This is a genomic window from Kitasatospora sp. HUAS MG31 (genome assembly GCF_040571325.1).
Taxonomy (GTDB): Bacteria; Actinomycetota; Actinomycetes; order Streptomycetales; family Streptomycetaceae; genus Kitasatospora; species Kitasatospora camelliae.
On sequence record NZ_CP159872.1, the window covers coordinates 7,533,117 to 7,556,880 of the forward strand.

At 75.4% G+C, this 23,764-nt stretch carries 26 protein-coding genes; 14 read left to right on the top strand and 12 right to left on the bottom strand.

The window, feature by feature from the left end; genetic code table 11:
• Window positions 1-110 precede the first annotated feature (110 nt).
• On the top strand, window positions 111-632 hold the full coding sequence (locus ABWK59_RS33975) for a hypothetical protein (RefSeq protein WP_354644515.1): 522 nt from the start codon (window positions 111-113) through the stop codon (window positions 630-632).
• Here the strand turns inward: ABWK59_RS33975 and ABWK59_RS33980 are convergent.
• A complete protein-coding gene (locus ABWK59_RS33980) occupies window positions 625-1,494 on the bottom strand; it encodes a dienelactone hydrolase family protein (RefSeq protein WP_354644516.1) in 870 nt (289 codons plus the stop codon). The genes ABWK59_RS33975 and ABWK59_RS33980 overlap by 8 nt on opposite strands.
• A 92-nt stretch (window positions 1,495-1,586) precedes the next feature.
• On the opposite strand from ABWK59_RS33980, the gene ABWK59_RS33985 reads away from it, so the two are divergent.
• Complete coding sequence (locus ABWK59_RS33985) at window positions 1,587-2,564, top strand: GlxA family transcriptional regulator (protein WP_354644517.1); 978 nt, start codon at window positions 1,587-1,589, stop codon at window positions 2,562-2,564.
• Window positions 2,565-2,816: 252 nt separating this feature from the next.
• Here ABWK59_RS33985 and ABWK59_RS33990 read toward each other — a convergent pair whose 3' ends face one another.
• The 4 genes from ABWK59_RS33990 to ABWK59_RS34005 form a co-directional block, all read right to left on the bottom strand.
• Window positions 2,817-2,969 carry a hypothetical protein gene (locus tag ABWK59_RS33990; protein ID WP_354644518.1) on the bottom strand — a complete coding sequence of 51 codons (153 nt, stop codon included), beginning with the start codon at window positions 2,967-2,969 and terminating at the stop codon, window positions 2,817-2,819.
• Between the two features lie 271 nt (window positions 2,970-3,240).
• Window positions 3,241-3,981: a DUF6193 family natural product biosynthesis protein gene (locus tag ABWK59_RS33995; protein ID WP_354644519.1), complete on the bottom strand. Its 741-nt coding sequence runs from the start codon at window positions 3,979-3,981 to the stop codon at window positions 3,241-3,243.
• 115 nt (window positions 3,982-4,096) lie between these two features.
• Window positions 4,097-4,858 carry a GNAT family N-acetyltransferase gene (locus tag ABWK59_RS34000; protein WP_354644520.1) on the bottom strand — a complete coding sequence of 254 codons (762 nt, stop codon included), beginning with the start codon at window positions 4,856-4,858 and terminating at the stop codon, window positions 4,097-4,099.
• Between the two features lie 404 nt (window positions 4,859-5,262).
• Window positions 5,263-5,700, bottom strand: a complete 438-nt coding sequence (locus tag ABWK59_RS34005) for a low molecular weight phosphotyrosine protein phosphatase (protein WP_354644521.1) — start codon at window positions 5,698-5,700, stop codon at window positions 5,263-5,265.
• Window positions 5,701-5,809: 109 nt separating this feature from the next.
• On the opposite strand from ABWK59_RS34005, the gene ABWK59_RS34010 reads away from it, so the two are divergent.
• The gene (locus tag ABWK59_RS34010; RefSeq protein ID WP_354644522.1) at window positions 5,810-5,947 is read left to right on the top strand and encodes a hypothetical protein; all 138 of its coding nucleotides are present in this window, start codon (window positions 5,810-5,812) and stop codon (window positions 5,945-5,947) included.
• Window positions 5,948-6,055: 108 nt separating this feature from the next.
• On the top strand, window positions 6,056-6,463 hold the full coding sequence (locus tag ABWK59_RS34015) for a pyridoxamine 5'-phosphate oxidase family protein (RefSeq protein ID WP_354644523.1): 408 nt from the start codon (window positions 6,056-6,058) through the stop codon (window positions 6,461-6,463).
• 15 nt (window positions 6,464-6,478) lie between these two features.
• Here the strand turns inward: ABWK59_RS34015 and ABWK59_RS34020 are convergent, their stop codons facing one another.
• Window positions 6,479-7,363 carry a winged helix-turn-helix transcriptional regulator gene (locus ABWK59_RS34020; protein WP_354644524.1) on the bottom strand — a complete coding sequence of 295 codons (885 nt, stop codon included), beginning with the start codon at window positions 7,361-7,363 and terminating at the stop codon, window positions 6,479-6,481.
• Window positions 7,364-7,437: 74 nt separating this feature from the next.
• Here ABWK59_RS34020 and ABWK59_RS34025 point away from each other — a divergent pair, with 74 nt between their 5' ends.
• Window positions 7,438-8,751, top strand: a complete 1,314-nt coding sequence (locus ABWK59_RS34025) for an MFS transporter (protein ID WP_354644525.1) — start codon at window positions 7,438-7,440, stop codon at window positions 8,749-8,751.
• Between the two features lie 31 nt (window positions 8,752-8,782).
• On the opposite strand, the gene ABWK59_RS34030 is transcribed toward ABWK59_RS34025, so the two are convergent.
• Window positions 8,783-9,340 (bottom strand): hypothetical protein, encoded by a 558-nt coding sequence (locus ABWK59_RS34030; protein ID WP_354644526.1) that lies wholly within the window; start codon window positions 9,338-9,340, stop codon window positions 8,783-8,785.
• A 390-nt stretch (window positions 9,341-9,730) separates the two neighbouring features.
• Between ABWK59_RS34030 and ABWK59_RS34035 the strand changes: the two genes are divergently transcribed.
• Complete coding sequence (locus ABWK59_RS34035; RefSeq protein ID WP_354644527.1) at window positions 9,731-10,747, top strand: threonine/serine dehydratase; 1,017 nt, start codon at window positions 9,731-9,733, stop codon at window positions 10,745-10,747.
• 100 nt (window positions 10,748-10,847) lie between these two features.
• Entirely contained in the window at window positions 10,848-11,636 is a 789-nt protein-coding gene (locus ABWK59_RS34040; RefSeq protein ID WP_354644528.1) for an alpha/beta fold hydrolase, read from the top strand.
• 172 nt (window positions 11,637-11,808) lie between these two features.
• Here ABWK59_RS34040 and ABWK59_RS34045 read toward each other — a convergent pair whose 3' ends face one another.
• The gene (locus ABWK59_RS34045; RefSeq protein ID WP_354644529.1) at window positions 11,809-12,381 is read right to left on the bottom strand and encodes a hypothetical protein; all 573 of its coding nucleotides are present in this window, start codon (window positions 12,379-12,381) and stop codon (window positions 11,809-11,811) included.
• A 502-nt stretch (window positions 12,382-12,883) separates the two neighbouring features.
• Here ABWK59_RS34045 and ABWK59_RS34050 point away from each other — a divergent pair.
• The 5 genes from ABWK59_RS34050 (at window position 12,884) to ABWK59_RS34070 (ending at window position 17,621) form a co-directional block, all read left to right on the top strand.
• Window positions 12,884-14,695: a S8 family peptidase gene (locus tag ABWK59_RS34050; RefSeq protein ID WP_354644530.1), complete on the top strand. Its 1,812-nt coding sequence runs from the start codon at window positions 12,884-12,886 to the stop codon at window positions 14,693-14,695.
• A gap of 43 nt (window positions 14,696-14,738) precedes the next feature.
• Window positions 14,739-14,993: a hypothetical protein gene (locus ABWK59_RS34055; RefSeq protein WP_354644531.1), complete on the top strand. Its 255-nt coding sequence runs from the start codon at window positions 14,739-14,741 to the stop codon at window positions 14,991-14,993.
• 13 nt (window positions 14,994-15,006) lie between these two features.
• Window positions 15,007-15,354, top strand: coding sequence for a hypothetical protein (locus ABWK59_RS34060; RefSeq protein ID WP_354644532.1), 348 nt, complete (start codon window positions 15,007-15,009; stop codon window positions 15,352-15,354).
• A gap of 226 nt (window positions 15,355-15,580) precedes the next feature.
• A complete protein-coding gene (locus ABWK59_RS34065) occupies window positions 15,581-16,345 on the top strand; it encodes a hypothetical protein (RefSeq protein WP_354644533.1) in 765 nt (254 codons plus the stop codon).
• Window positions 16,346-16,949: 604 nt separating this feature from the next.
• Complete coding sequence (locus ABWK59_RS34070) at window positions 16,950-17,621, top strand: TetR/AcrR family transcriptional regulator (RefSeq protein WP_354644534.1); 672 nt, start codon at window positions 16,950-16,952, stop codon at window positions 17,619-17,621.
• A 72-nt stretch (window positions 17,622-17,693) separates the two neighbouring features.
• Here ABWK59_RS34070 and ABWK59_RS34075 read toward each other — a convergent pair whose 3' ends face one another.
• Together ABWK59_RS34075 and ABWK59_RS34080 are read right to left on the bottom strand one after the other, a co-directional pair.
• Window positions 17,694-19,337, bottom strand: a complete 1,644-nt coding sequence (locus tag ABWK59_RS34075) for a cation acetate symporter (RefSeq protein ID WP_354644535.1) — start codon at window positions 19,335-19,337, stop codon at window positions 17,694-17,696.
• Window positions 19,334-19,861, bottom strand: coding sequence for a DUF485 domain-containing protein (locus ABWK59_RS34080; protein WP_354644536.1), 528 nt, complete (start codon window positions 19,859-19,861; stop codon window positions 19,334-19,336). Before ABWK59_RS34080 ends, ABWK59_RS34075 begins: the two co-directional genes overlap by 4 nt.
• A gap of 447 nt (window positions 19,862-20,308) precedes the next feature.
• On the opposite strand from ABWK59_RS34080, the gene ABWK59_RS34085 reads away from it, so the two are divergent.
• Both ABWK59_RS34085 and ABWK59_RS34090 read left to right on the top strand, forming a co-directional pair.
• Window positions 20,309-20,710, top strand: a complete 402-nt coding sequence (locus tag ABWK59_RS34085) for a DUF4328 domain-containing protein (RefSeq protein WP_354644537.1) — start codon at window positions 20,309-20,311, stop codon at window positions 20,708-20,710.
• Window positions 20,711-20,892: 182 nt separating this feature from the next.
• A complete protein-coding gene (locus tag ABWK59_RS34090) occupies window positions 20,893-22,719 on the top strand; it encodes a serine/threonine-protein kinase (protein WP_354644538.1) in 1,827 nt (608 codons plus the stop codon).
• A 210-nt stretch (window positions 22,720-22,929) separates the two neighbouring features.
• Here ABWK59_RS34090 and ABWK59_RS34095 read toward each other — a convergent pair whose 3' ends face one another.
• Window positions 22,930-23,373 carry a hypothetical protein gene (locus tag ABWK59_RS34095; RefSeq protein WP_354644539.1) on the bottom strand — a complete coding sequence of 148 codons (444 nt, stop codon included), beginning with the start codon at window positions 23,371-23,373 and terminating at the stop codon, window positions 22,930-22,932.
• 150 nt (window positions 23,374-23,523) lie between these two features.
• Window positions 23,524-23,727 (bottom strand): DUF2716 domain-containing protein, encoded by a 204-nt coding sequence (locus ABWK59_RS34100; RefSeq protein WP_354644540.1) that lies wholly within the window; start codon window positions 23,725-23,727, stop codon window positions 23,524-23,526.
• Window positions 23,728-23,764 lie beyond the last annotated feature (37 nt).

The following is a 23,764-nucleotide window of genomic DNA, read 5'->3' on the forward strand; positions in this document are numbered from 1 at the left end:
CTCTGGGCGATGAGACGCCCCCAACCTCCACGACAACCCCGGGCTCACGGTGGTCGACTCCGGTCCAGGGCGCTCGGGTGGTGTCGGCGGTGGTCGGTAGGGTGCCGGGCATGCGATCGCTGATCACCGCCGTGCGCGAGAACGAGGCCGCCGCCCGGTTCCTGGCGTGGCCGGGCGACTTCGACCTGGACCGGGGCGACCACGTCGAGGAGGTGCACCTGGCGTCCGGCGCGGCGCTGGAGGGGTTCGCCGGCGACGGCGCCGGGGGCACGTACTTCTTCTGCGGCGAGGGCGGCGAGGAGCGCCCGGTGCTGTACGCGGACTCCGAGGGCGGCGCGGCCCTGGTCGCGATCGGCCTCCCCGAACTCCTGCGGCTGCTGCTGGTCGCGCCCTGGTGGCGCGACTGCCGGGAGTTCACCGCGGAGGAGAGCGCCGAGCTGGCCGCCGAGTACCTGGAGGACATGCCCGAGCTGCCGGCCGAACGGGACGGCGCCGCAGCCGCGTTGGCCCTGGACCTCCCCTCCGAGGGGGATGTGCTGGCCCGCCTGCGGGAGGTCGCCACCGGGGTCGGCCGGGACTACGTCCTGATCTTCACGCCGGAGAACGGGCCCTACGACCCGCTCATCAGGTGATCGGGGGACGGTCCACGCCGCCGGTCCGGAGGCGGGCGGTGAGGAAGGCGATGATCTCGTCCCGGGCCCGGAGGGTGGGGTGGCCCTCGCGGTCGACCAGGTGCGCGGTGACGACGCTGTGCGGGCCGCCGACGACCTCCCGGAAGAACGGCGGCGGATCGGTGTTCGCGGCGCCGGCGGGCAGCACCCGGCCGTCGAAGGCGTCCCCGAGCAGCGCCCGGTACGCGGCGAAACGCCGGCCGGTGCACCAGCGGTCGCCCTCGAAGCGGTAGGCGAGCACCGTCAGGCCGTCCCGGGTGAGACGGTCGGCCACGGCGACGGCGTCCGCGTCGCCGATCTCCAGGCCGTCCGGATCGTCGAGCGGCAGGGAGGGGTGGTTGACCACGGGGGCGATCACGGCGGGTTCGAGGGCCATGGTCAGCGCGAAGTTGCCGGTGAAGCACAGGCCGACCGCGCCGACGCCCGGCCCGCCGCGTTCGGCGTGGGCCAGCCGGGCGAGGCCGCGCAGCCAGCCCACGACCGGGCTGGTGCCGCCCCCGGCGAACGCCCGGAACTCCGCGCTGACGCAGGCCCGTCGAGCGACCGCCTCACCCGACTCGGCGAGCGGGTACGCGCCGTCGACGCCGAACAGGGACGGCAGGTAGACGCTGAAACCGGCGTCCCGCAGCCAGCGCGCGAGCCGCGCGACGTCGGGGCTGATCCCCGGCATCTCGGGCAGCAGGACGACGGCCGGGCCCGTCCCGGTGACGTACACCGTCTTCTCCGCGCCGTCGCCGCCCTCGGGGCCGCCAGGGTCGTCGATGCGGACAGTCCGGCGGGAGAAGTCGTCCAGGGGGTCGTTCCGTCCTCGCAGCGTGGTCATGGGCGAGATGATGTCCGGCGGCGGACCGGCCGCGGAACCGGCGGTATCGCCAGGGATCGGGGTGATCTCGCCACAGCTGGGGGAGGGGTGTCATGGGACCGTTGCGGGTGGGGGTGCTGGCCTACCCGGGCTGCTTCGCCTCCGAGGTGTTCGGTGTTCCCGACCTGCTCGCGATGGCCTCGCACGTCGCGGCGGCCGCACCGGGGCCGGCCTCACCCGGCTACCGGGTGGCGGTGGTCTCGCCCCGACGGCGGGTGAGCGCGTCCGGCGGCTGGGCCCTGGACGTGTCGGCGGTCCGCCCGGTGGACGTCCTGGTCGTCCCGGGGTTCGCACTCACCCCGGCCGACGACCCCGACGCCGCTCTCGCGGACCTCCGGCCGGAGACGGCCGCGATCCGGGCCCAGGCCTCGTCGGGCGGCGCGGTGGTGTCGATCTGTGTGGGTGCGTACCTGCTCGCCGAGGCCGGGCTGCTCGACGGCCGCGAGGCGACCACGTCCTGGCTCCACGCGGAGCGGTTCGCCCGCCGGTACGGCGAGGTGCGGCTCCGCCCGGAGCGTCTGGTGGTGACCGACCGGGGAGTGACCACCACGGCCGCGTTCAGCGCCATGTACGACCTCGCGCTCGACCTCATCCGGTCCCAGGACGGCCCTGTGGTCGCCCGGAGGACCGCGCGGGTCGCGCTGGTGGACGACGCGCGGTCGGCCCAATCACCGTACGTCGACCCGGAGTTGCTGTCCGAGGCGGGCGGTGGATTCGCACGCGGCGTCCAGCGGTGGCTCGACCGGAACCTCGCGGCCCGGTACGACCTGGGGATCCTCGCCCGGGAGTTCCACGTGAGCACGCGGACGCTGCTGCGCCGTTTCGGCGAGGAGACGGGCCGGTCGCCGCTGGCGTACCTGCAGGCGGCCCGGGTGCGCCGGGCCGGGCGGCTGCTGGAGACCACGGACCGGACCGTGGCGAGCATCGCGGCCGAGGTCGGCTATCGCGACGCCGGGGCGTTCGGTGTGGTCTTCCTCCGGCACACGGGGCAGCGGCCGGGGGAGTACCGCGCGCGGTTCCGTCGCCGCTGAGCGGTCGGCGGGCGTCCCGGTGGCGGTCCGCCGTGCCGGGTGCGCGGGTGTGGTGGTGCTGGAGCCGGGCGGGCCGAAGTCGCCCGCCCCTGACGCTCCTCGACTCGAGGTCGTCCCCGACGGGTTCGTCCCCGGTGCGTGTCCGGCCGTCGGGCAGCGGCCGGTGGCGCGCGGTGCCTGGTCGGGCCCCGCGTTCCCGGTCGCCGTCCGGCTGTACCGCTACGGCTGAACGGCCGTGCAGGCCGTGCCCGTTCAGCCGGCGAGCTTGCTGATGGCCTGGCGGGCGCGCTGGCCGGTGCGCTCGGCGCGGTTCTTGAGCTGGAGCGCACGGACGAGGCGGTACTGCTGGGCCTCCCGCAGGCGGGCGTCGATGGTCGTGCGCGCGGCTTCGAGCTGGTAGGTCATGGTGGTCCCCTCCTGATGGCCGGGGGTGATCGGTCGACATCGCTGCGATGTCGGGCTTCGATCGCCTCCGTTGCCTACGATTCTACACCCATCAGGAGGCTGCCGCCTTCAATTAACGGCTCGATAATGGAAGTGGACTGCGGATCGAAGTCCAGGGAGCGGGCGGAGTCGTAGGTCCGAAGCCGTCCTGCCGGCTCCGGCAGGCTCGGCGGGGGCATGCCTGTCCGCGCCCTGACCAGGTTCTGAGGGAGGTCGCGCGGCGGCCGGAGCGTCAGCGCGCCGGTCCGGTGTCCTGTTCGGTGTCGTGGGGGAGCATGGCCGCGACCAGGGCGACGGCCTCCTCCGGGGTCTCGGTGCGGGCGACCAGGTGTCCGCGCATGTCCTTGACGCCGTACCAGTGGCGCTCGTGGAACGGGTCGATCGAGCCTCCGACCCGGACGTGCGGGAAGGTGGTGGTGCTGGAGAGCCGGAGCGTGAAGTGGCTGAAGACCGGCGTCAGCCGGCGCAGCCGGGGATCGGCGTATGCCGCTTCCAGCATCGCGAGGCTGCGGGCGCGGGGCCGGTACGCGTCCGGGCTGAGGTGCATCCAGTCCAACTGGTGCTGCCACGCCAGTTCGACGGGGTCGAGCGGTTCGCGCTCGTGGGCGAGGGCCCAGTCCCGGAACCGGATGAACGGCGCGGCCTGACGGGTCCGTTCGACTCCGGCGCCGCCCATCCAGGCCGCTGCGGCCGTCACCACGCCGGCGAGATCCTCGGCCACCCCGAAGGCGAGCCAGGCGCCCTGCCGGTGGCACTGCATCCAGTAGCCGGGAGCGCGGTACAGGTCGGCGACGACGACCCGGCTGCCGTCCCCGTCGGCGTACTCCGCCCGGCGCTGGTCCGGGTGCGCCGGTGCGGCGAGGGCGAGGCCGAGCCGCGCCGCCGTCCGGTTGAGGGAGGCGGCGAGGCCGCCGTCGGGCTCCGGCGGGTCGGGGTTCGGGTTCGGGTCGGGGTTCGGCGTCGACGAGATCATCCCTCGAGTCTGCCAGGGTCCGCAGGCAAGGTGACGTCCCGTCATGCCGCTGAGCGGGGCCTCGGGCACGGCCCGCCACCCGCCGGCGGCAGGGGCGGGCCGTGCCCGGGCCGGCTCAGTCCTCCAGGGACATGTACAGGCGGCGGCCCTGCGGGCGGAAGCCGACCCGCTCGTAGACCCGGCGCGAGCCCTCGCCGGAGTACTCCAGCCACACGGAGGAGGCGCCGCGTCCGAACAGGGTCGCCGCCAGCTCGGCGGTGACCGCCGCCGCGATGCCGCGGCCCCGGTGGGCGGGCCGGGTGCCGACCCCGGCCAGCTCGGCGGTGCCCTCGGCCGGGGCCGAGCAGACCGCCCCGCCCGCGCAGCCGCCGTCGGGGGAGCGGACGAAGCGGACGGCCCCGCCCTGCTCCTCGGTCCGGCGCAGGCGGGCCGTGCCCTCCGGAGAGGCGGCGAACTCGCCCGAGAACGCCTCGGCCAGGGCGCCGTCGATCGCCGCGTAGTCCGCGTCGCCGGTGGGGGCGTCCACGACCGGCGCGGCCGGGTCCCCGGAGCGGGGCGGGGTCAGGGACTGCGGGGTGCAGACCAGGTACTCGTGCTCGGCCTCCACGGTGAAGCCGGCCGCGTACAGGGCCGCCTCCACGGCGGGCGCGGCGTCGGGCGCGAACTCCAGGCGCGGCTTCAGCCCGCGCTCACGGAAGGCCGCGACCAGGCCGGCCACCTCCGCCGCGGTCGGCTCGGCGCCGGGCAGCGGGGTCGCGTAGTTGATGTACGGGCTGGTGGTGTCGGGGTCGAAACCCGCCACGAAGCCCCCGGTCTCGACGACCACGGGACGGCGGCGGAGGTTGGCGACGGCAAAGCTCTGGACAGGGGTGTCCACGGTGATGGTGACCTCACGTCATGACAAGGGTGGGCGTGGCCGCAGAACCGCACCGCCGGAGGCGGGCAGGGAGGGCCGCGCAGGATGTCGGGCCGGCACGAGGGGCCGGCACCACCGCCGCGCGGGGCGAGCGATGGCATGCGGTGCCGAGCACCGCGCGTGGGGCCGCCGAAGAGGCGTGGCACAGGGGCTGCGTCGGACGCAGACGCTCAGTGCCGGCGGCGGCCGCTGACGGGCGCCGAGACCATGGACTTCATTCCCTTGGAGTGAGGACGGCGCTCCCGTGTGGAGCGCGGACCACACCCTGTCATGCCCACCGGCCCCCTGGCAACCGGTTTCGGCGACCTCCGATCGGAAGCCCCGATCGCTCCGCTCGGCTGACGGCGCGTCGGGGCTGCCGGCGTTCACGGGAGGTGGGCGGCGGCACCGGCCACGATGATCGCCGCGGACTCGGCGAACGCCCGCTGCGACCGGCCCATCGGGTCGGGCACGTCGCCGTCCTCCAGGTAGAGCCGGAGCTTGGCCTGGTTCGCCGGGCCGGCGACCGGACGCAGCTGCGCCAGTACCGAGCGGTCCATGGCGAGGACCAGGTCCGCCCGGTCGATCATCTCCCGGTCGACCCGGGCCGGGTGGTGCCCGGTCAGGTCGAAGCCGAGGTCCGCGGCGGCGGCGATCATCTGCGGGTGCGCCGTCCCGCCCACCCACAGGTCGAGCAGGCCGGCGGAGCGGGCCTCCAGCGCCTCCCCGCCCCGGTCGGCGAGCACGACGGCGGCGAACGGGCTGCGGCAGTAGTTGCCGAGACAGACCGTCAGGATGCGGCGGCGCGGGGCGGGGTCGGTCATCGAGGTACTCCCGGTGGCGGTGAGGTCCTTCGTGCGGGCGCTGACGCCATCCTGGGGGACGGAGACCGCCGGGCGCCGCTGAAACGGCGGTCCCGAAGGCCGCCGATCCGTGGCGCCGCGGCTCTCGCTCGCCGGACCGGTAGGCCGCCGGCTGCGGCAGGCCCCGGACGCCCAGCTCGCGATCCTCGGCACGCTCGGGCGGGACGCCGCAGCGGAGCGTGTCCGGACGGAACTCGCCGCGCTCTGAACGGTCCTGGACGTGACGGCGGAGCGCGGAGGGCGTAGGGCGCAGGACCGAGGCGGCCGGACCGTCGGACCGAGGTGCACCGGGCCGGGGGAGCGGTGGGATGGGGGTATGAACGATCATTCGCCCCTGCCCGGGACCGCCGTGCTCGACCGCCTGGCCGTCGAACGGAACGTCTGGCTGTCCACCGTCCGCCCCGACGGCTCCCCCCACGTCACACCGGTCTGGTTCGTCTTCCGGGACGGACGGTGGTGGATCGGCGCGGACGCCCTCTCGGTCAAGGTCCGCAACATCGAGGTGTTCCCGACCGTCTCCCTTGCCCTGGAGGACGGCCGCGCCCCGGTCGTGGCCGAGGGCGAGGCGGTGGTGCACCGCAGCCGCTTCCCGGAGGCGGTCACGGCCGCCTTCACCGCGAAGTACGCCTGGGACGTGGCCGCGCCCTACCGGCCGGAGCGTCCGGACCGCGTCCTGCTCGAAGTTCCGGTCCGCCGCTGGCTGCTGGCCGGTACGGCGCAGTGAGGGGATGAGCGGACGTCAGCGGGCCCGCAGGTCGTCGAGGAGGCCGAGGGCCTCCTCGACGGAGCCCGCAGGGTCGGTGACCGGGTAGAGGACGCCCCGCACGGTGCGGGTGGCGTCGAGGACGAGGGTGAGCCGCTTGAGCCGGTCGACGCCGGAGGCCCGGAAGGTGGGCAGGCGGAGGGCGGCCGCCAGCCCCAGGTCGGCGTCGGACAGCAGCGGGAACGGGATCCGCGCGTGTTCGGCGAACGCCGCCAGCTGGTCCGGGCGTTGGGTGCTGACGCCGTAGACGGCGGCGTCGCGGGCGGTGAACTCGTCCATCCGGTCGCGGTAGGTGCAGGACTCCAGGGTGCAGCCGGTGGCGCCCGGGATGGTGTTCCAGCCGGGCGGGTAGTCCAGGCCGCCGGGCAAGTAGGCGCCCGGGAAGCAGTACAGCACCGTCCAGGCGTGGTCCGCGGCCACCGGGTCGACCCGCTCCCCGGAGGCGGCGGCGAGGTCCAGTGCGGGCAGCCGGTGGCCCGGGAGCGCGAGGACCCGGCGGGTCTCGGCGGAGTCGGCGGTGCCGGTGGCGGAGAGCGAGCCGTCGCCGAGGACGTACCGGCCGCCCCAGTCCTGCAGCGCGACCAGGACCGGCAGCAGGCCGCGCCCGGTCTCCGTCAGGTGGTACTCGTAGCGCGGCGGGTGCGGGTGGTACAGCCGCTTCTCCAGCACGCCGTCGGCGACCAGCGCCTTGAGGCGCTCGGTGAGCACCTTGCGGCTGATGCCGAGCCCGTCCCGCAGCGCGTCGAACTGGTGCGTGCCGCCGGCGACGTCCCTGATCAGGAGCAGGCTCCAGGTGTCCCCGACGACCGCCAGGGCCTGCGAGATCGCGCAGTCGGGGTCCAGTGCTCCGGTGTGCCGCATGGATACCGATTATAGTGAGTTCCCTCAAGAGACTCACTCGGGTGGTTCCGGCAGCGGCGAAGGGGCGGACAGACATGGCAACGGACACGGTGGACGGGGGGATCGTGGACGCGTCGGCGGGCACGGGGGCGGTGGAAGCCGAACGGCGCGAGGCGCCGCACGGCGACGGACGCGGCGACGGCCGGGCGGGGGTGTTCTGGCGCTACTGGGCGGCCTCCACGGTCAGCCGGCTCGGCGACCAGGTGACCGCGGTGGCGCTGCCGCTGGTCGCCGTGGTCACCCTGCACGCCTCCGCGCTCCAGGTGGGCCTGATCGCGGGCGCCTCGTACGTCGCCTGGCTGCTGATCGGACTGCCGGCCGGCGTGCTGGTCCACCGCCTGCCGCTGCGCGGCACCCAGGTGGTGATGGACCTGGTCCGGGGCGCCGCGGTGGCCTCGGTGCCGCTGGCGGCGTTCCTCGGCGTGCTCGGGCTGCCCCAGCTGGTGGCGGTGGCCCTGGTGGTCGGCCTCGCAAGCGTGGTCTTCGACGTGGGCAACTCCACCTTCCTGCCCTCGATCGTCGCCAAGGAGGAGCTGACCGCCCGCAACAGCCTGGTCTCCGCCAGCTCCTCCGCGACCGAACTGGCCGGCCCCTCCCTCGGCGGCGTGCTGGTGCAGTTTCTCGGCGGCGCCGCCTCGATGCTGCTGGACGCGGTCAGCTACCTGGTCTCCGCCGTCCTGCTGAGCAGCCTGCCGCGCGCCGAGCAGCCGGCCGGCGACCGGGCGCGGGCCGTCGGGATGCGCGAGCAGATCCGCGAGGGCTGGCGGTTCGTCACCCGGCACCCGGTGATCGGGCCGTGCGCCGCCGACGCCACTGCGGTGAACTTCGTCTGCGGCGGGCTGATGACCCTCACCCCGGTGTTCCTGGTCCGCACCCTCGACGCCCCGGCCGCCGCCGTGGGCGCCCTGATGGCCACCGGCGGCCTGGGAAGCCTGATCGGCGCCGCCGTCACACCCCGCCTGGTCGCCCGGATCGGCGCCGGCGGCACCCTGCGCCGGGCGGCCGTGGTCGCCGCCGCCTTCGCCTTCCTGCTCCCGGTGGCCGACTCCGGCTGGGGGACGCTGGTCTTCGCCCTCGGCTACGCCGGGTTCGGCGCGGGCGTCGTGGTCACCAGCATCGTCACCCGCACCCACCGGCAGACCCAGACCCCGCCGGAGCTGCTTCCCCGGGTGATGGCCACCGTCCGGTTCGTCTCCTGGGGCGCGATCCCGGTCGGCGCGCTGGCCGCCGGCGCCGCCTCCGAGGCCTGGGGTGCGCGGACCGCGCTGCTCCTGCTCGCGACGGCCAGCCTGGCCAGCCCCGCGATCCTGCTGGCGAGCCCGGTCCGCCGGCTGCGCGCCCTGGCCTGACCCGCCGCCTCCAGGACGGCCCCGGGCGCCCCTACTTCCGGAGGTTCCAGACCGTCAGGTCGGCGTCCAGCTCGCCGTAGCCGCCCTGGTCGGAGTGGGTCTTGGTGACCTTGAGCAGGGCGATCGGTGAACCTCCGTCCACCGTGCAGACCCGGTCGCCCGCGACCACGTCGACCTTCTCCTGGGACCGGGTCCGCAGCAGGTCGCGGCAGCCCTGGGCGGTCGGCTCGCCGGGGCCGGTCCACTGGGCGACCGTGCCCTTGATCATCATGCCGCTGCCCCCGGTGCGCTGGGCGGCCGGACGCAGGGTGCCGGCCGGGTCCGTGCCGCGCTCGGGCGCCGGCTGGGAGAGGTCGATGCCCTCCAGGCCGAGGGTGATCGGGCCCGACCAGTGCACCTCGTCGGCGCCGGGCGCCGGGGCGGCCGGCGTGGAGACGGGCGGCAGCGCGCCGGTGCCCGCGGCCGAGGCGCCGGCGGGCGGTACGGCGGTGACGGTCACCGCGGGCGGAGCCGCCGACGACTGCGGGGACGCACCGCCGCCCATGAACGCGGCGACGGCGCTGGCGACTCCGGCGATCGCGCTGACCACGGCCGCCGCCCCCCCCAGACCTTCACCCGCGACCCGTGGTCGGTCGGTGCCGCGGCGAGCGGCGGTTCACCCGACGGAGCGGACGGCGGCGGTGTCGGCTGCTGCATGGATCTCCCCCGAGGAGCTCGGGGCCGCGGCGGGTGCCCGGCCGGTGGATCGCCGGCACGATACAACCACCGGACGGGACAAGCGTAGTTCGCCGTGACCCGCCCGAACCGGGCCCGCCCTGCCCGCTTGCCGCGGACGAGTACCGTCCGCACCCCGTACACCCGGCCTTCGCGCCCCCGGCCCTGCCGAACCGTCGGACAATGGGTCTGCGCACCACCCGATCCGACCCTCACCGGCCCTGCCGGCCACCGGTCGTGACCCACCCTCAGCAGGAGCGACGGCATGCACCAGCTCACCCACGGCGACATCAAGGCCGCCGCCGACCGGATCGCCGGACGCGTCCGCGCGGTCACCGTGACCCCGGCCGACCCGGGCGCGATCCGCGCCGCCGGCCGCGACACCCCGGGGTCCGGGGCCGAACCCGCCTGCGAGGTCTGGCTGGCGCTGGAGTTCATGCAGCACACCGGCAGCTTCAAGGCCCGCGGCGCGCAGAACTTCCTCCAGGCCCACCGCGACGCCGGCACCCTCCCCGCCACGGGTGTCACCATCGCCTCCGGCGGCAACGCCGGCCTGGCCTGCGCCTGGGCCGCCCGGCAGCAGGGCGTCCCCGCCACCGTGTTCCTGCCCACCACGGCCCCCCGGGTCAAGGTCGCCAAGCTCCGCGGCTACGGCGCCGACGTCCGCCTGACCGGTTCCGAGTACGCCGAGGCGCTGGCCGCCTGCGAGGAGTTCGCCGCCGCCACCGGCGCGCTCGCCTCGCACGCCTACGACCACCCGCTGATCGCCGCCGGGGCGGGAACCCTCGTCGAGGAGATCCACCGCCAGATCCCGGACCTGGACACCGTGCTGGTCGCGGTCGGCGGCGGCGGCCTGTTCGCCGGAGTGGCCACCGCCGCCGGGCACCACGGCATCCGCACGGTCGCGGTCGAACCGGAGAACTGCCGGGCCCTGCACGCAGCCGTCGAGGCCGGCCGCCCGGTCGACGTCCCGGTGGACTCGGTCGCCGCGGACTCTCTCGGCGCCCGGCGCGCCACCGCCCTGGCCCTGCACGCCGCCCGGCAGGACGGCACCCGCGCCGTCCTCGTCCCCGACGCCGAGATCGTCCACGCCCGCCAGGCACTGTGGGACCACCGCCGGATCGCCGTGGAACACGGCGCCGCCACCGCCCTCGCCGCGCTGACCACACCCGACCGGCCCGGCGGCGGACCCGGCTCCGGCTACCGTCCCGCGAGCGGCGAGAAGGTCTGCGTGATCCTCTGCGGCGCCAACACCGATGCGGGCACGCTGATCCGGGACTGAGACCGACCGGTCTGAGTCCGCCCGCGCCCTGGGCATCGACCCGTCCGTGCGCCCGGAAAACCCCTCGTCCCGGGCGGGCCGCTCTGCGACCATGCCCAGCATGATCATTTCTCATGATGTGGACGGCCCGGCCGAGGGCCCCGCCGTGGTCCTCCTGCACTCCTCGGTCTGCGACCGCCGGATGTGGGAGCCGCAGTGGCGCCCGCTCGCCGACGCCGGATACCGCGTGGTCCGCGCCGACTTCCGCACCTGCGGCAGCTCCCCGGCCGCCACCGAGCCGTACTCCGACCACGGCGACGTCCTCGCCCTGCTGGACACCCTGGGACTGACCGAGGCCACCCTGGTGGGCGCCTCGTACGGCGGGCGCGTGGCGCTGACGGTCGCCGCTCTGCACCCGGAGCGGGTGACCGCGCTGGCGCTGCTCTGCGCGGGCCGTCCCGGACACCGGCCGGGCCCGGAGACCCGGGCGTTCGGGGCGGCCGAGGACGCCCTGCTGGACGCCGGCGACCTGGACGGCGCGGCCGCCCTCAACGCCCGGACCTGGCTCGGCCCCGACGCCGACGAGGCGACCCACGCCCTGGTCACCCGGATGCAGCGCGACAACTTCCGTCACGGGTACGAGGCCGCCAGCGCGGTGGCTCCCGAGGACCCCGGCTACGAGCAGCCCGAGCCGGAGATCGACCTCCGCACCGTCACCGCCCCGACCCTCGCCGTCGGCGGCGCCCACGACCTGCCCGACTTCCGGACGATCGCCGCCGAACTCCCCGGCCTCCTCCCCGACGCCCGCCACCTCGAACTCCCCTGGGCGGGCCACCTGCCCTCCCTGGAACGCCCGGCGGAGATCACCGCGCTGCTCCTGGAGTTCCTCGGCGAGCGCCGCCCCGGGTAGCCGACCGGAGGCGGTACGCGGCGGCCGCCGACAGGGGGCGGGTCTGACGGATCTTGCCGGGCCTGCGGCGCCTGCCCCCAGCCTGGCGGCTGGGAGGTGCCCCCGTCCTCCGCCTTGCGATGAACGCACCCGGACGCCGCGGTCCGATCCGACAAGATCCGTCAGACACGCCCTACCGCCGCCGGAGGCCGAACCCGCCGTGGATGATCCAGAGGTTGGGGTCGGTGGGCGTGCAGCGGGTGGCCCGCGGCGGGGCGGTGGGGTCCAGGAGGTCCGCGCCCGACCAGCCGACCCGGCGCTCGCCGTCCGCGTCCCCGGTGGGGAGGGTGATCGCCACCTCGGGGTGCCAGCTGCTCGGCGGCGGGGTCGGCGGGGTGTGGCCCGCGGGGACGGTCAGGGTGGTCGACTCGATCGTGCCGGTCACGGTGGTCGCAGCGCCGTCGACGGTGAGGCAGTCGACGGCGATCTCGACCCGGACCGTGCCCTCCTCGAACACGTGCTGGACGGTGGCATGCCCGCGCGCCCGGCCCCCGGTACCCCGGCCCTCGACCGTCCGGGCGTCGACCGAGGCGGTGAGCCGCTCGCCCGGGTTCGGCCCGGGACCGTGCTCGTTGAGCAGGGCCCAGCCGCGGAGGCTCAGCCGGTGGTCACCCCCGGGTGCGGGCACCGGGGCCGCCGAGGCGGCGGTCGAGACGGCAGCGGTGAGCGCCGTCGTGAGTGCGATGACGGCAACGAGCCTGCGCATGGGTCGCTCCTCGTGATGAGCCGGTCCGGCGGGGGCGTCTTCCCTCCGCCGCACTCCACGCTCCCAGCCGCCCACGGCCCGGACGTCCGCCCCGAGGCGTGACCGGCTCCCCCGCCCGGGGGAGCGGCCCCGCCCGCCGGTCCGGACGGGTACGAGCCCTCGGCCCCTCTGCCCCGCTCGGCGGTGTCCCGATGGCGGCGGTGGGCGGGCGCCACCACGCTTGGGGAGGGCCGGCCGCCGGCGGGTCGTCCGGAACCGCCCGCCGTGCCCGCCGCCCACCACCGCAGCGGCCACCACCCCAGCGAACACCCCGCAGCGGCCACCACCGCGGCGACCACGGCCACCTCGCCGCAGCCCGCACCGGCCGCCGGACCCGGACCCGGCCCCGAGCGGCCCCGCCCGCGGACCGTCCCGGCCCCGCCCCGGCGCCCTGCGGCCCGCGGGCGGGAGGAGGATCCGCCCGGAAGCGGCCGGCCGCACCCCGCGTCGATAAGGAGACCCCGTGTCCCCCAGCAGCAACGGCAACGGTCCCAGCAGACCCCAGCGGCACTCCGACGAGGCCCGCGGCCGACCCGAACTGATCGCGATCGTCACCGAGGGCGCCGGCGTCCGGATCACCCCCTCGGGCGCGAGCGCCGCCCCCGGCACCGACGTCAGCCGCCTCCACGACCTGGCGGCGGCGCCGGACATCACCATGACCCCGCTCTTCGGCGCGGACGAGGACCGGCTGGTCGCCCGGCTGTCCGGCGGACCGGCGGCACCCGGTCCTGCGGGCACCCGGGGCACGGTCGGCGGCCCCGGTGTGCGGCAGTCCGAGGAGGCCGCCGCCCGGATGGCCCGCTACTACCACGTCGACGCCCCCGAAGGCCGTCTCGAAGCCCTCGCCGAGGAACTCCGCGCCCTCGACGTCATCGACAGCGCGTACGTCAAACCCGCCGCCGAACTCGCCGAGGCCGTCCGGCACCCGTCCACCCGGACGGTGATCGAACCGATCAACGACATGGCGCCGACCGGCCCCGACGCCCCGCCCGCCACCCCCGACTTCACCGTCCGCCAGACCTACCTGGACGCGGCCCCGGCCGGCGTCGACGCCCGCTACGCCTGGACGCGTCCCGGCGGCCGCGGCAGCGGCGTCAGGGTGATCGACTGCGAGTGGGGCTGGCGCTTCACCCACGAGGACCTGCTGCAGAACCAGGGCGGCGTGGTGGCCGGCACCGGCGGCGCCGACACCAACCACGGCACGGCCGTCCTCGGCGAGATCAGCGGCGACGCCAACAGCTTCGGCATCACCGGCATCGCCGCCGACGCCGTGATCAGCGCCTCCTCCTTCTCCGAGCCGACCGCCACCGCGATCCACGCCGCCGCCGACCGGCTCGGCCCCGGCGACATCATCCTGCTGGAGATCCACCGCCCCGGCCCCAACAGCGGAGGCGGCGGCCAGCAGGGCTTCATCGCCGTCGAGTGGTGGCCGGACGACTACGAGGCCATCCGCTACGCCGTCAACAAGGGCATCGTCGTCGTCGAGGCCGCCGGCAACGGCGCCGAGGACCTCGACGACGCCAGCTACGACACCCCGCAAGCCGGCTTCCCCACCTGGTGGCACAACCCGTTCCGGCGCCGCGAACTGGACTCCGGCGCCGTCCTGGTCGGCGCCGGCGCCCCACCGCCCGGCACCCACGGCACCTCGGTCTGGGGCCCCGACCGCTCCCGGCTCGACTTCTCCAACTTCGGCTCCTGCGTGGACACCCAGGGCTGGGGTCGGGAGGTGACCACCACCGGCTACGGCGACCTCCAGGCCGGATCGAACCCGGACTTCTGGTACACCGACACCTTCTCCGGCACCTCCAGCGCCTCGCCCATGGTGGTCGGCGTCCTCGCCTGCGTCCAGGGCGTGCTGCGGGCCGAGGGCCGTACGGCGCTGTCCCCGGCCCGCGCCCGCGAACTGCTGCGCACCACCGGCTCGCCCCAGCAGGACGCCCCCGGCCGGCCCGCCACCCAGCGCATCGGCAACCGCCCCGACCTGCGCCAGCTCATCCCCGCCGCGCTCACCACCGCCCACTGGACCGGCGTCCAGTTCACCGGGACCGTCCCCGGCGGCCAGACCCGCACCTGGTTCACCCACAGCTGGCCCGCGCACTGGCACGTCCTGTGGACGGTCGTGCCCACCTCGCCGAGGCCCGGCGCGCCCCAACTGCGCTGGCACGTCAAGGTCGAGCGGGCGAGCGACGCCACCGCGACCTACTGGATCGACGTGACCAACCTGGTGGGCGAGCCCGTCGCCTTCGAGGCCCGCTTCGCGGTCCTCGGCTGGTGACCACCGGCGAACCCCAGCCACCGAGACGAGAAGAGGAACGACCATGCAGGTAGGAACGCAGTTCACCGGGACGCTGGCCGCCGGCGCGACCGGCCGGTGGTTCACCCACAGCTGGCCCGCGGACTGGCACGTCGCCTGGACCTTCATGCCCACCACCCCCAGACCCGGCGCCGCCCAGCTCGACTGGGACGTCGAGGTGGAGCGCGCCACCGGCAGCACCGTCACCTACTGGCTGACCGTCACCAACCTCAGCGCCGCCGCCCTGGACTTCGAGGGCCGCTACGCGGTGCTCAACTAGGAGGGAAGCCCCGATGAAGCTGCAGATCACCGTCACCGACGACCAGACCGCCCCCGAGACCTTCGGCCCCCCGCACCTCGACGGGCACTCCGCGGGCAGCGCCCCCGCCACCCGCCAGCACCCGGGCACCCGGCACCCCGCCGCGGACCCCGCCGACGCCGGCCGGGCGCCCGTCCACACCCCGGTGGCCGACGCCGACCCCGGCGGCCACGCCCGCCCGGCCTCCGCCGCACCCGCGGGGGCGGACGCGCTGGACGGCGGCGGCGTCCCGTCCTGGCTCCTCGAACAGGCTGCCCAGGTCGGCGCCAACCCGCCGCGCGCCGGCGCCGCCCACGACGCCGGCAGCTACGGCGCGACCTGAGTTCCCCCTGCCCCTCCGCCGGACTCCCGGCCCCGCGCGGCACCCCCGCCCGGGGCCGGTCGCCGTGCACCCGCGGCGCCCGGGCGGACGACGGCCGTTCGGGGTGCCGTGTGGCGCGCCTCCGCTCGGGAGCCGTCCGGGTCCGGCGGACCGGGGCTAGCGTGGACCGGGGTGTCGGCAGGGCGGCACGGTGGTCGTCCGTATGCGCATCGAGTGGGAGGCGGAGATGACGGACGGTCAGGGAGGCGAGGGCGCCGGGAAGTCCGCTGACGCCTCCGACGCCTCCGACTCCGCCGACCCGGCCGACCCGGCCGACGCCGCGCGCGAGGCCGCGATCGGCAAGCGCCTGGACGAGGTGGCCAAGGTCCTGGCCGGGGCGCTGGTCGCCGTCGCCGGGATCATGACCGGGCTGGGGCTGACCAGCAACCTGGTGTTCGTCGCCCTCAACAACGAGTCCTGGCCGATCTACGTGGCCTCGCTCTGCGCGATCATCGCCATCGTGTGCAGCATCGTCGCCCTGCTGATGCACCCCACCCGGCGGGGCAACCTGTGGGAGACGGTCGTCCTGATCGCCGGCGTGGTCTTCTATGTGGTGGCACTGACCGTGGCGGTCATCGGCGCGGCGAAGGCGGCCGGCGGGAACGGGCGGCCGACCATCACCGACGTCGAACTCACCGGGCCCCGCACCGCCATGACGCTGCGCTTCGACGTCCACGCCGACGGCGTCGAGACCGACGCCAGCATCGCGGTGTACGTCAACCTGCTCGGGCCGGGCGGCGAACAACTCGACGTACCCGACGTCTACAACAGTGAGCTGCGCCCCGACGACAAGGGCGTGGTCGAGCAGAAGGTTTCGATGCCGGTCGCCCTCCCGGCGACGGCGACCGGCGTGGCCGTCTTCGCGGCGAACGTGGCGGACGAGTCCGGAGCCGAATGCGGCTCCCAGGCGCAGCGAGGGCCCGCCTGCACCACACTGCTGGTCGGCCCGTAGGCGGTTCTCCGCCGCAGTGGCGGGCGGACGGGCCGCCGGGAGTTCGTGTGCGGTCGCGGACCGGTGCGGGGGTCTTGCCGGGTGTCCGTGCGGGCACGAGACCACCCCGGCGTGCCCGGCGGCCGGGGACGGCGCTCCGGGCGGATCCGCAGCTCCTTGAGGGCCGGTACCGGCCGGCGATCAGTCGTTCCTCGCCCACCTCGGATCCCTCCCGCCACCGCCCTGCGCGCTCGGCCGCGTCCGTTCACCTTGTGTCATCCTGTGCACGTCATGCGCGCGTGGCTGCACACGACCCGCCCCGGCGGCGGGGCCGCCGTACTCCGGCCGAGCTCCTGACGGACGGCGGCGTCCCGGTTACGGCAGGTCACGGGCCGGGTGGATCCGTGCCGCCGGACGGCCACCGTTGCGTGCGCGGGAGCGGGGGCCTGCGGAAGGGGGATTCCGGCGACGGTACCTCGGGATGTCGGGGTGGCGGCGGGTCAAGTCGGCCGCCGGGGCGTCCCGTTGGGGGGAGCGGGGCCGGAGGGGCAGCCCCGGGTGCCCGGTCGGGCGGGGGAGGAGCAGGCGGTCTGGTGTGGATCCTGTGGCGGGATAGGGTGGGCGGATGACCTCCGCAGCATCGGCCGAGCCGGGTCCTCGGGCCGACCGACCAGCCTCCCTGCGCGCCGAGTACCGCGAGCAGACCCGCCGGCGGCTGCTGACGGCGGTGCGCGAGGTGCTGGAGGAGTCGGACTACACGGCGGCGACCGTGGACGGGATCTCCGGACGGGCCGGGACCAGCCGCGCCACCTTCTACCTGCACTTCCGGTCGAAGGCCGAGGCGGTGGCGGCGCTGCTGGAGGACGTGACGCCCTCCGACCGGGGCTGGTACGCGGCCCTGGACGCCGCGATCGGCTCGCCGGAGCGGCTGCGGCGCTGGATGGACGACGCGCTGCGCTGGTACGAGTCGCACGCCCGGCTGCTGGTCGCGCTCAACGAGGCCGGGGCGATCGACCGTACGGTGGCCGAGCGCCGGTCGGCGGCGATCGAGCGGCTGGTCTCCACCATGCCCGGCTACCTGGGCCGCGGCCACAACGAGGCGGCCCGGGCCAGCGCCAGGATGCGGCTGCAGCTGCTCGTCCGGCAGCTGCACCAGGTGGCCATGGACACCGTGGTGCAGTGCACCTGGCAGCCGGACCGCGACCTGCTGCTGGACGTGATGGCGGCGGACTGGCACGCGACGCTCGAGGCGAGCGGCGAGCCGCCGGCCCGGACCGAGGACCGGACCGAGGACTGACGTCAAGGCCCGAAACGGGCGGCGGCCCCGGACACCGACCGGGTGTCCGGGGCCGCCGCCGTGCGGAGCTCGCTAGCGGGCCGAGCCGACCAGCTCCTCCTGCTGCTCGTCCTCGGTGCCGAGCAGCACCCGGGCGGTCGCCTCCGCGGCGACCCGGGGGTCGGCGCCGTCGCCCGCGCGCTCGGCCCGGACGGTGCCGATCCAGCCGAGCAGGAACGCCGCCGGAACCGACACCAGGCCGGGCGTCTGCAGCGGGAACCAGTGGAAGTCGACGCCCGGGAAGAGCGCGACCGGCGAGCCGGACACGGTCGGCGAGAAGAGCTGCAGGCCGATCGTCAGCAGCAGCCCGCCGTACACCGTCCACAGCAGTCCGGTGCGGTTGTAGCGCGGCCAGAACAGGCTGAACACCAGCGCCGGGAGGACGGCGGAGGCGGCCAGCGCGACGGCCAGCGAGGACAGGAACTGCACGTTGTACCCCTGCGCGGCGATGGCCAGCAGGATGCCGACGGCACCCACCGCGGCCACCGACCAGCGCACCGCGCGGACCTCCGCGCCCTGGGACATCCCCTCGCGGCGCAGCGCCCCCGCGACCAGGTCGTGGGCGAGCCCGGCGGCCGCGGCCAGGGTGATGCCGGCGACGACGGCGAGCACGGTGACGAACACCGCGCAGGCCACGGTGGTGAACAGCGCGCTGCCCGCGGTGGTGCCGACGCCGCCGTGCAGGCTGGCGGCGAGCAGCAGCAGGGAGGCCTGGCCGTTGGGGTTGACCGCCGCGATCACCCGGTCGCCGACGATCGCCGCCGCGCCCAGGCCGAGCACGGTGACGCCGAGCAGGAAGGCGCCGACGATCGCCACCGCGTACCGGGAGGAGCGGCGGGCGGAGGCGCCGTTCGGGGCGGCGCTCACCCGCATGATCATGTGCGGCATGCAGGCCGCGCCGAGGACCACGGTGAGCTGGAGGCCGATGAAGTCGAGCCGGCCCTCCGCCGTGGCGCCGAACTGCAGGCCCGGCTCCAGGAACGCCGCCGGGCGGCCGCTGCCGGTGCCCGCGGCGGTGAGCAGGGAGCCGAGGTTCCAGTCGAAGCGGCTGAGCACGCCCACGGCCACCGCCACGACCGTGCCGAGGGTCAGCAGGACCTTGACGATCTGCATCACGCCGGTGCCCTTCATCCCGCCGAAGAGCGTGTAGCAGACCATCAGCACGCCGATCAGCGCGATGCAGAACTGCTGGGCGCCGTCGCTGGTGTAGCCGAGCAGCAGGGCGGTCGCCGAGCCCGCGCCGGAGAGCTGGACGACGAGGAACGGCAGCGAGACCGCGAGGGTCACCACGGCGGCGGCGATCCGCGCGGCGGGGCCGGCGGCACGTAGTTGGAGGATGTCGCCGAGGGTGTAACAGCCGGCGTTGCGCATCGGCTGGGCCAGCACCAGGAGGACGCCCAGGCCGAGCACCGTGCTCAGAGCGAGCGCGAACCCGTCGTACCCGGCGAGCGCGACGATGCCGGTGGTGCCGAGCAGCGTGGCGGCGGAGATGTAGTCGCCGGAGAGGGCCAGCCCGTTCTGGAAGGGCGTGAGGGACCGGTTGGCCGTGTAGAAGTCCGACACCTGGTCGCCCTCGGGGCCCACCAGCACGCACAGCAGCAGCGAACCGCCGACGAACAGGAGGAAGGCCACCAGGACCGCGGTCGGCGTGCCGCCGAGAAGGCTCACAGCGGTCATCGCCACACCGCCCCGTCGCCGGTGGGGGGCCGGCCGTCGTAGAGGTAGGCGTCCATGGCGTCGTACCCGTGGCCGCCGTAACCGCCCTGCCCGCTCTGCCCGCCGTATCCGCCGTATCCGGCGTACCCGCCGTACGGGCCCGCGGCCGCCGGGGACGGCTGTGCCGGCCGCCGGGTGGCGGCGGTGATCCGCTCGCGCAGGCGGTCGGCGGCGCGGTCGCCCGTACGGCGCGACCGGCGGTCGAACAGGGCGGCGGAGCCGAGCAGGAGGACGCCCTGGACCAGCCCGAGCGCCATCCCCAGGTTGATCCGGCCGGCCACCTCGGTGCCCAGCAGTCCGCCCGCCGTGCAGGCGAGCAGGAGGGTGACGGCGAACAGCGCGCCGTTGGCGACGGCGAAGCCGCGGGCGAGCCGCATCCGGGTGTCGTGCAGCGCGTCGAGCTCGCCGTGAGCGGCCGGTGGGACGGCCGTGGGCGGTGGCGCGGCGGCCGCCCGCTGGGCATGGGGCTGGAACGGGGATGACATGAAGGTGTCCTTGCGTCCTTGGCCGGCGGGTGAGGGGTGTCGCCGGGCGGAGGCGTCAGCCTAGCCATACTCACACCCACTGACTAGACATGCGTCTAGTGAGTGGATGGTGGTATCTACCAGCCGGTACGCCCGTCCCGCCGGGGTCCCTTCGACCGCGACCGGTCCGGGGGAGGGTCGGTGAAGATCAACTCTGTGGACGGTTCGACCACCCGGCCGCCAGGTTGCCTCCCGCTCGCCGCGCGTGACCGGCACCGCGGCTCCCCCTCCCGATAGGCCTCCCGTGCACCCTGAAACCGTCGAAGCAGCACCCGCGACCGCCGTCCCCGCGGTGGCCGATCCGAGGCGGCTGGCGCTCGCCGCGCAGGTGGCCGTCCCGGTGGACCTGGCGGCACAGTTCGGCGTGGTGGCGGCCGGTCACGATCCGGCGGGGCCGGGGTCTGGGCGATGCCGGTGATGATCCTGGTCAGCGCCCTCTCGCTGGTCGTGACCGTGTGCTGGACGCGGCGGTGCCGGCTCAACGCGGAGGCGTTCGCGCCCGGCACCCACCGGTACGGCCCGGGCCTCGCGGTCTGGGGCTGGCTCATCCCGGTGGGCAATCTCTGGATACCGCGGCGGGTGATGCTCGACGTCCGCCGGGCGAGCGGCCTCACCGGTCCGGCCCGGCTGATCGAGGGGTGGTGGTGGGTGAGGCTGGTGAAGCTCCCGGTGGCGCTAGCCGTCGGCCGGATCATGCCGAACCCGATGGTCTCGCTCCACGTCGCCCTGATCAGTGCGGTCTCGGGGATCCTGTTGCTCCTGGTGATCCGGGAGATCACCGCGGCCCAGGCCGAGCGGCTCGCGGCGTGACCGGCCGCGCCGGCCCCGGCCGTGGCGGCCTGACGGCGGCGCCACCCCGGGCGGCTCCACCACCCCGGGGGCGGCTCTCCCCGGGGTGGTGCTCCCGGAGGTCCCGGGTCGTCCGTGATCTGGCAGACTGTGCGCGAATTGACGGCCTGTCAGTGACAATTCACGGGACCAGGGGAGCCGGTATGTGGGGTCGGGGGACCGTTCTCGGAGGGCGCTACACGCTCACCGAACGGGTCGGCGGCGGCGGTATGGGCGAGGTCTGGCGGGCCGACGACGGCGTGCTGGAGCGGCAGGTGGCCGTCAAGATCATGCACCCCGGGCTGCTGGAGGACCGCGGCTTCACCGAGCGGTTCCGGCGCGAGGCGCGGATCCTCGCCACCCTCCGGCACCCCGGCATCGTCCATGTGCACGACTACGGCGAGCCGGCCCCGGACGGCGACGGGCGCGACGGGGGCGACGGCGAGGACGCGGGCGAGCGGATCGCGTACATCGTCATGGAGTTCATCGACGGGAAGCCGCTCAACGAGGTGCTCGCGGCCCAGGGCCCGATGGTGCCCGCCCGCGCGCTCGGGATCGTCGCGGACGCCCTGGACGCGCTGCACGTCGCACACCAGCGGGAGATCGTGCACCGGGACCTGAAGCCCTCCAACCTGATGCTGCGCAGCGACGGCGGGGTCACGGTGACCGACTTCGGCATCGCCCACGCGATGGCCGGAACGAAGATCACCACCACCAACTCGGTGCTCGGCACCGCCCTGTACATCGCCCCCGAGCAAGCCGACGGCCAGGCCACCAGCCCGCGCTCCGACCTCTACTCGATCGGCGTGGTCTGCTTCGAACTGCTCACCGGGCGGCTGCCGTTCACCGGCGAGACGGTGCTGGAGATCGTCCTCAAGCACATCCAGCAGCCCGCGCCGCAGCTCTCCGAGGCCTTCCCGCAGGCCGTCCGCGAGTTCGTCGCCACCGCGCTCGCCAAGGACCCGGCCGAGCGCCACCCGAACGCCGCCGCGATGGCCGCCGCTGCCCGGGCGGCCGCGGCCAGGCCGGGCGCGGGCGAGGCCGTCCGGGGGCCCACCGTGATCGCCACGGTGCCCGCGCCGCGGCGCGAGCCGGCCAAGGACGAGACGCCCGCCACCGTGCAGCAGCAGCGGCGGCGCAGCCGGCTGGTGGTCCCGATCGTCATCCCGGTGGTGATCTCGATCGGAGTCGGCACCGCCGTGCTGATCGACCGGACGCCGTGGCACTCCCGCGCCGAGGGCACCGGCCCCGACCGGCCCGGCACCGCCGCCCCGCTCACCCCCGGCGCCGTTCCGACCGACCCCGCTGCCTCGGGCAGTGCGTCGGCCTCGCCGCCGGCGTCCCCCTCGCCGACGGCGGGCGACCCCGCCGACCCGCAGGCCACGCCCGGACAGCAGCCGGCCAACCCGGCGCAGGTCCCGGGCGGGGCCGCCGGCGGAGGCGGCGCGGCGGCCGGGGGAGCAGCAGGCGGGGGAGCGGCAGGCGGTGGCGGCGGTACGACGGCGACCCGGGGGACCACCGCGCCCCCGGCCAACACCCCGCCCCCGGCCACCCCTGAGCAGCCCAGCGTGCCGCAGGGCTGTGGTGGCAACGGCTGGGGGTACGTCACCGGCGTCGGCAGCGGGCAGCGGCTCGGCCTGGCCGCGGACAGCCTGGCCGGGGGCACGGACGCGGTGATGGGCCGCAACACCGCCTACGGCTGGGTGCGTTCGGCCCCCGACCCGGGCGGCTGGTACACCCTCAGCCCCTGCAACATGAGCAAGCCGGTGCTGGTGCAGAACACCGACAGCAAGAGCGTCGAACTCTCGCCCGGGTTCAGCGTCCTGACCAGGTGGACGGTGGCGAGCGCCCCCACCCAGGGCGCCGTCTACCTCAAGGACTACAGCAGCTCGACCTGCCTGACCGACAACGGCTCGGGGCGCGGGGTGACCATGGAGACCTGCACGCCGGGCAACAAGTCCCAGCAGTGGTACGTCCCGCCGTCGGGCTGAGTGCCCGGCGGCCCGCTCGGGCTCGGCCGGGAGCCGGTGTGTGTGACGCGGGCCGGCCCCCGGCGTGGGCGCCGGCGGTCAGGACGGGACGGGAATCGGCGACGGGGTCACCGTGACCGTCGTCCCGTCGGGGCCGAGGTGGGTGTACGGGCTGTTCGGGTCCCACAGGTTGACCGCGGACAGGTAGACGGTGTCGGACGCCGGGTCGAATTACAGATGCGCGCCGCTCGCCCCGACCAGGGACCTGTCCAACTCCTCGTTCCGCACCCAGGACGCGCCGGACGGGAGGAACGGCGCCAGGTTCGCCGGGATGCCCGGAGCCGGGGCCGGGTGGTCCCACGGCTTGGCGCCGGCCGGCTGGACCGGCGGCAGCGTGGCGGGAACCATCGTTCGGCCGCCGGTCAGCCTGGCCACCTGCCCCGGGGTGAGCTGCGCGATGACGTCGTAGAAGTAGTCGGTCGGGCCGATCGGCAGCCGGTCGCCCGGCCGGGCCGAGGAGGACTGGACCCAGTGCGTCGAGACGATCCGCCCGAGCCGGACCAGGTCCCGCTGCACCGGCGCCAGGTCGGTGGACACCTCCAGCGACTTGTCCGCCTCCGCCACGGCCGCGGCCGTCTCCGCGTCGATCTCGTCGACCCCCTGCTTCAGCCACACCCCGCGGCCACCACCGGTACCGCCGCCACCCCGGTCAGCAGGAACGCCCTACGTCTCACGGTCTCCCCCTCTGTCTGACGACCCGACCTGTGATCAAACGCCGCCCACCGCGGCACGGTTCCCGCCGCCACCGGACGGGTTGACCTCCTGTCAGCCGGCCGGCGTTCCGTTCCTGCGCAGGACCCTTGGGAGCACCCGGTGCACGGACTCCTCGACCAGGTCGAGGAGTCCGGCGCCGAGCACGCAGAGCGAGCGCTCCCAGGGGTGTCCGAAGGTGCCGAACCGGGTGAGAGAGGCGATGGGTCGAGGATGGCCTGCCCCGGCGGGGTGGCGGCGATCAGTGGGGGTGGGCATCGGCGAACTCGGCCGATGGGGGTGGGTGGTTCGGCCA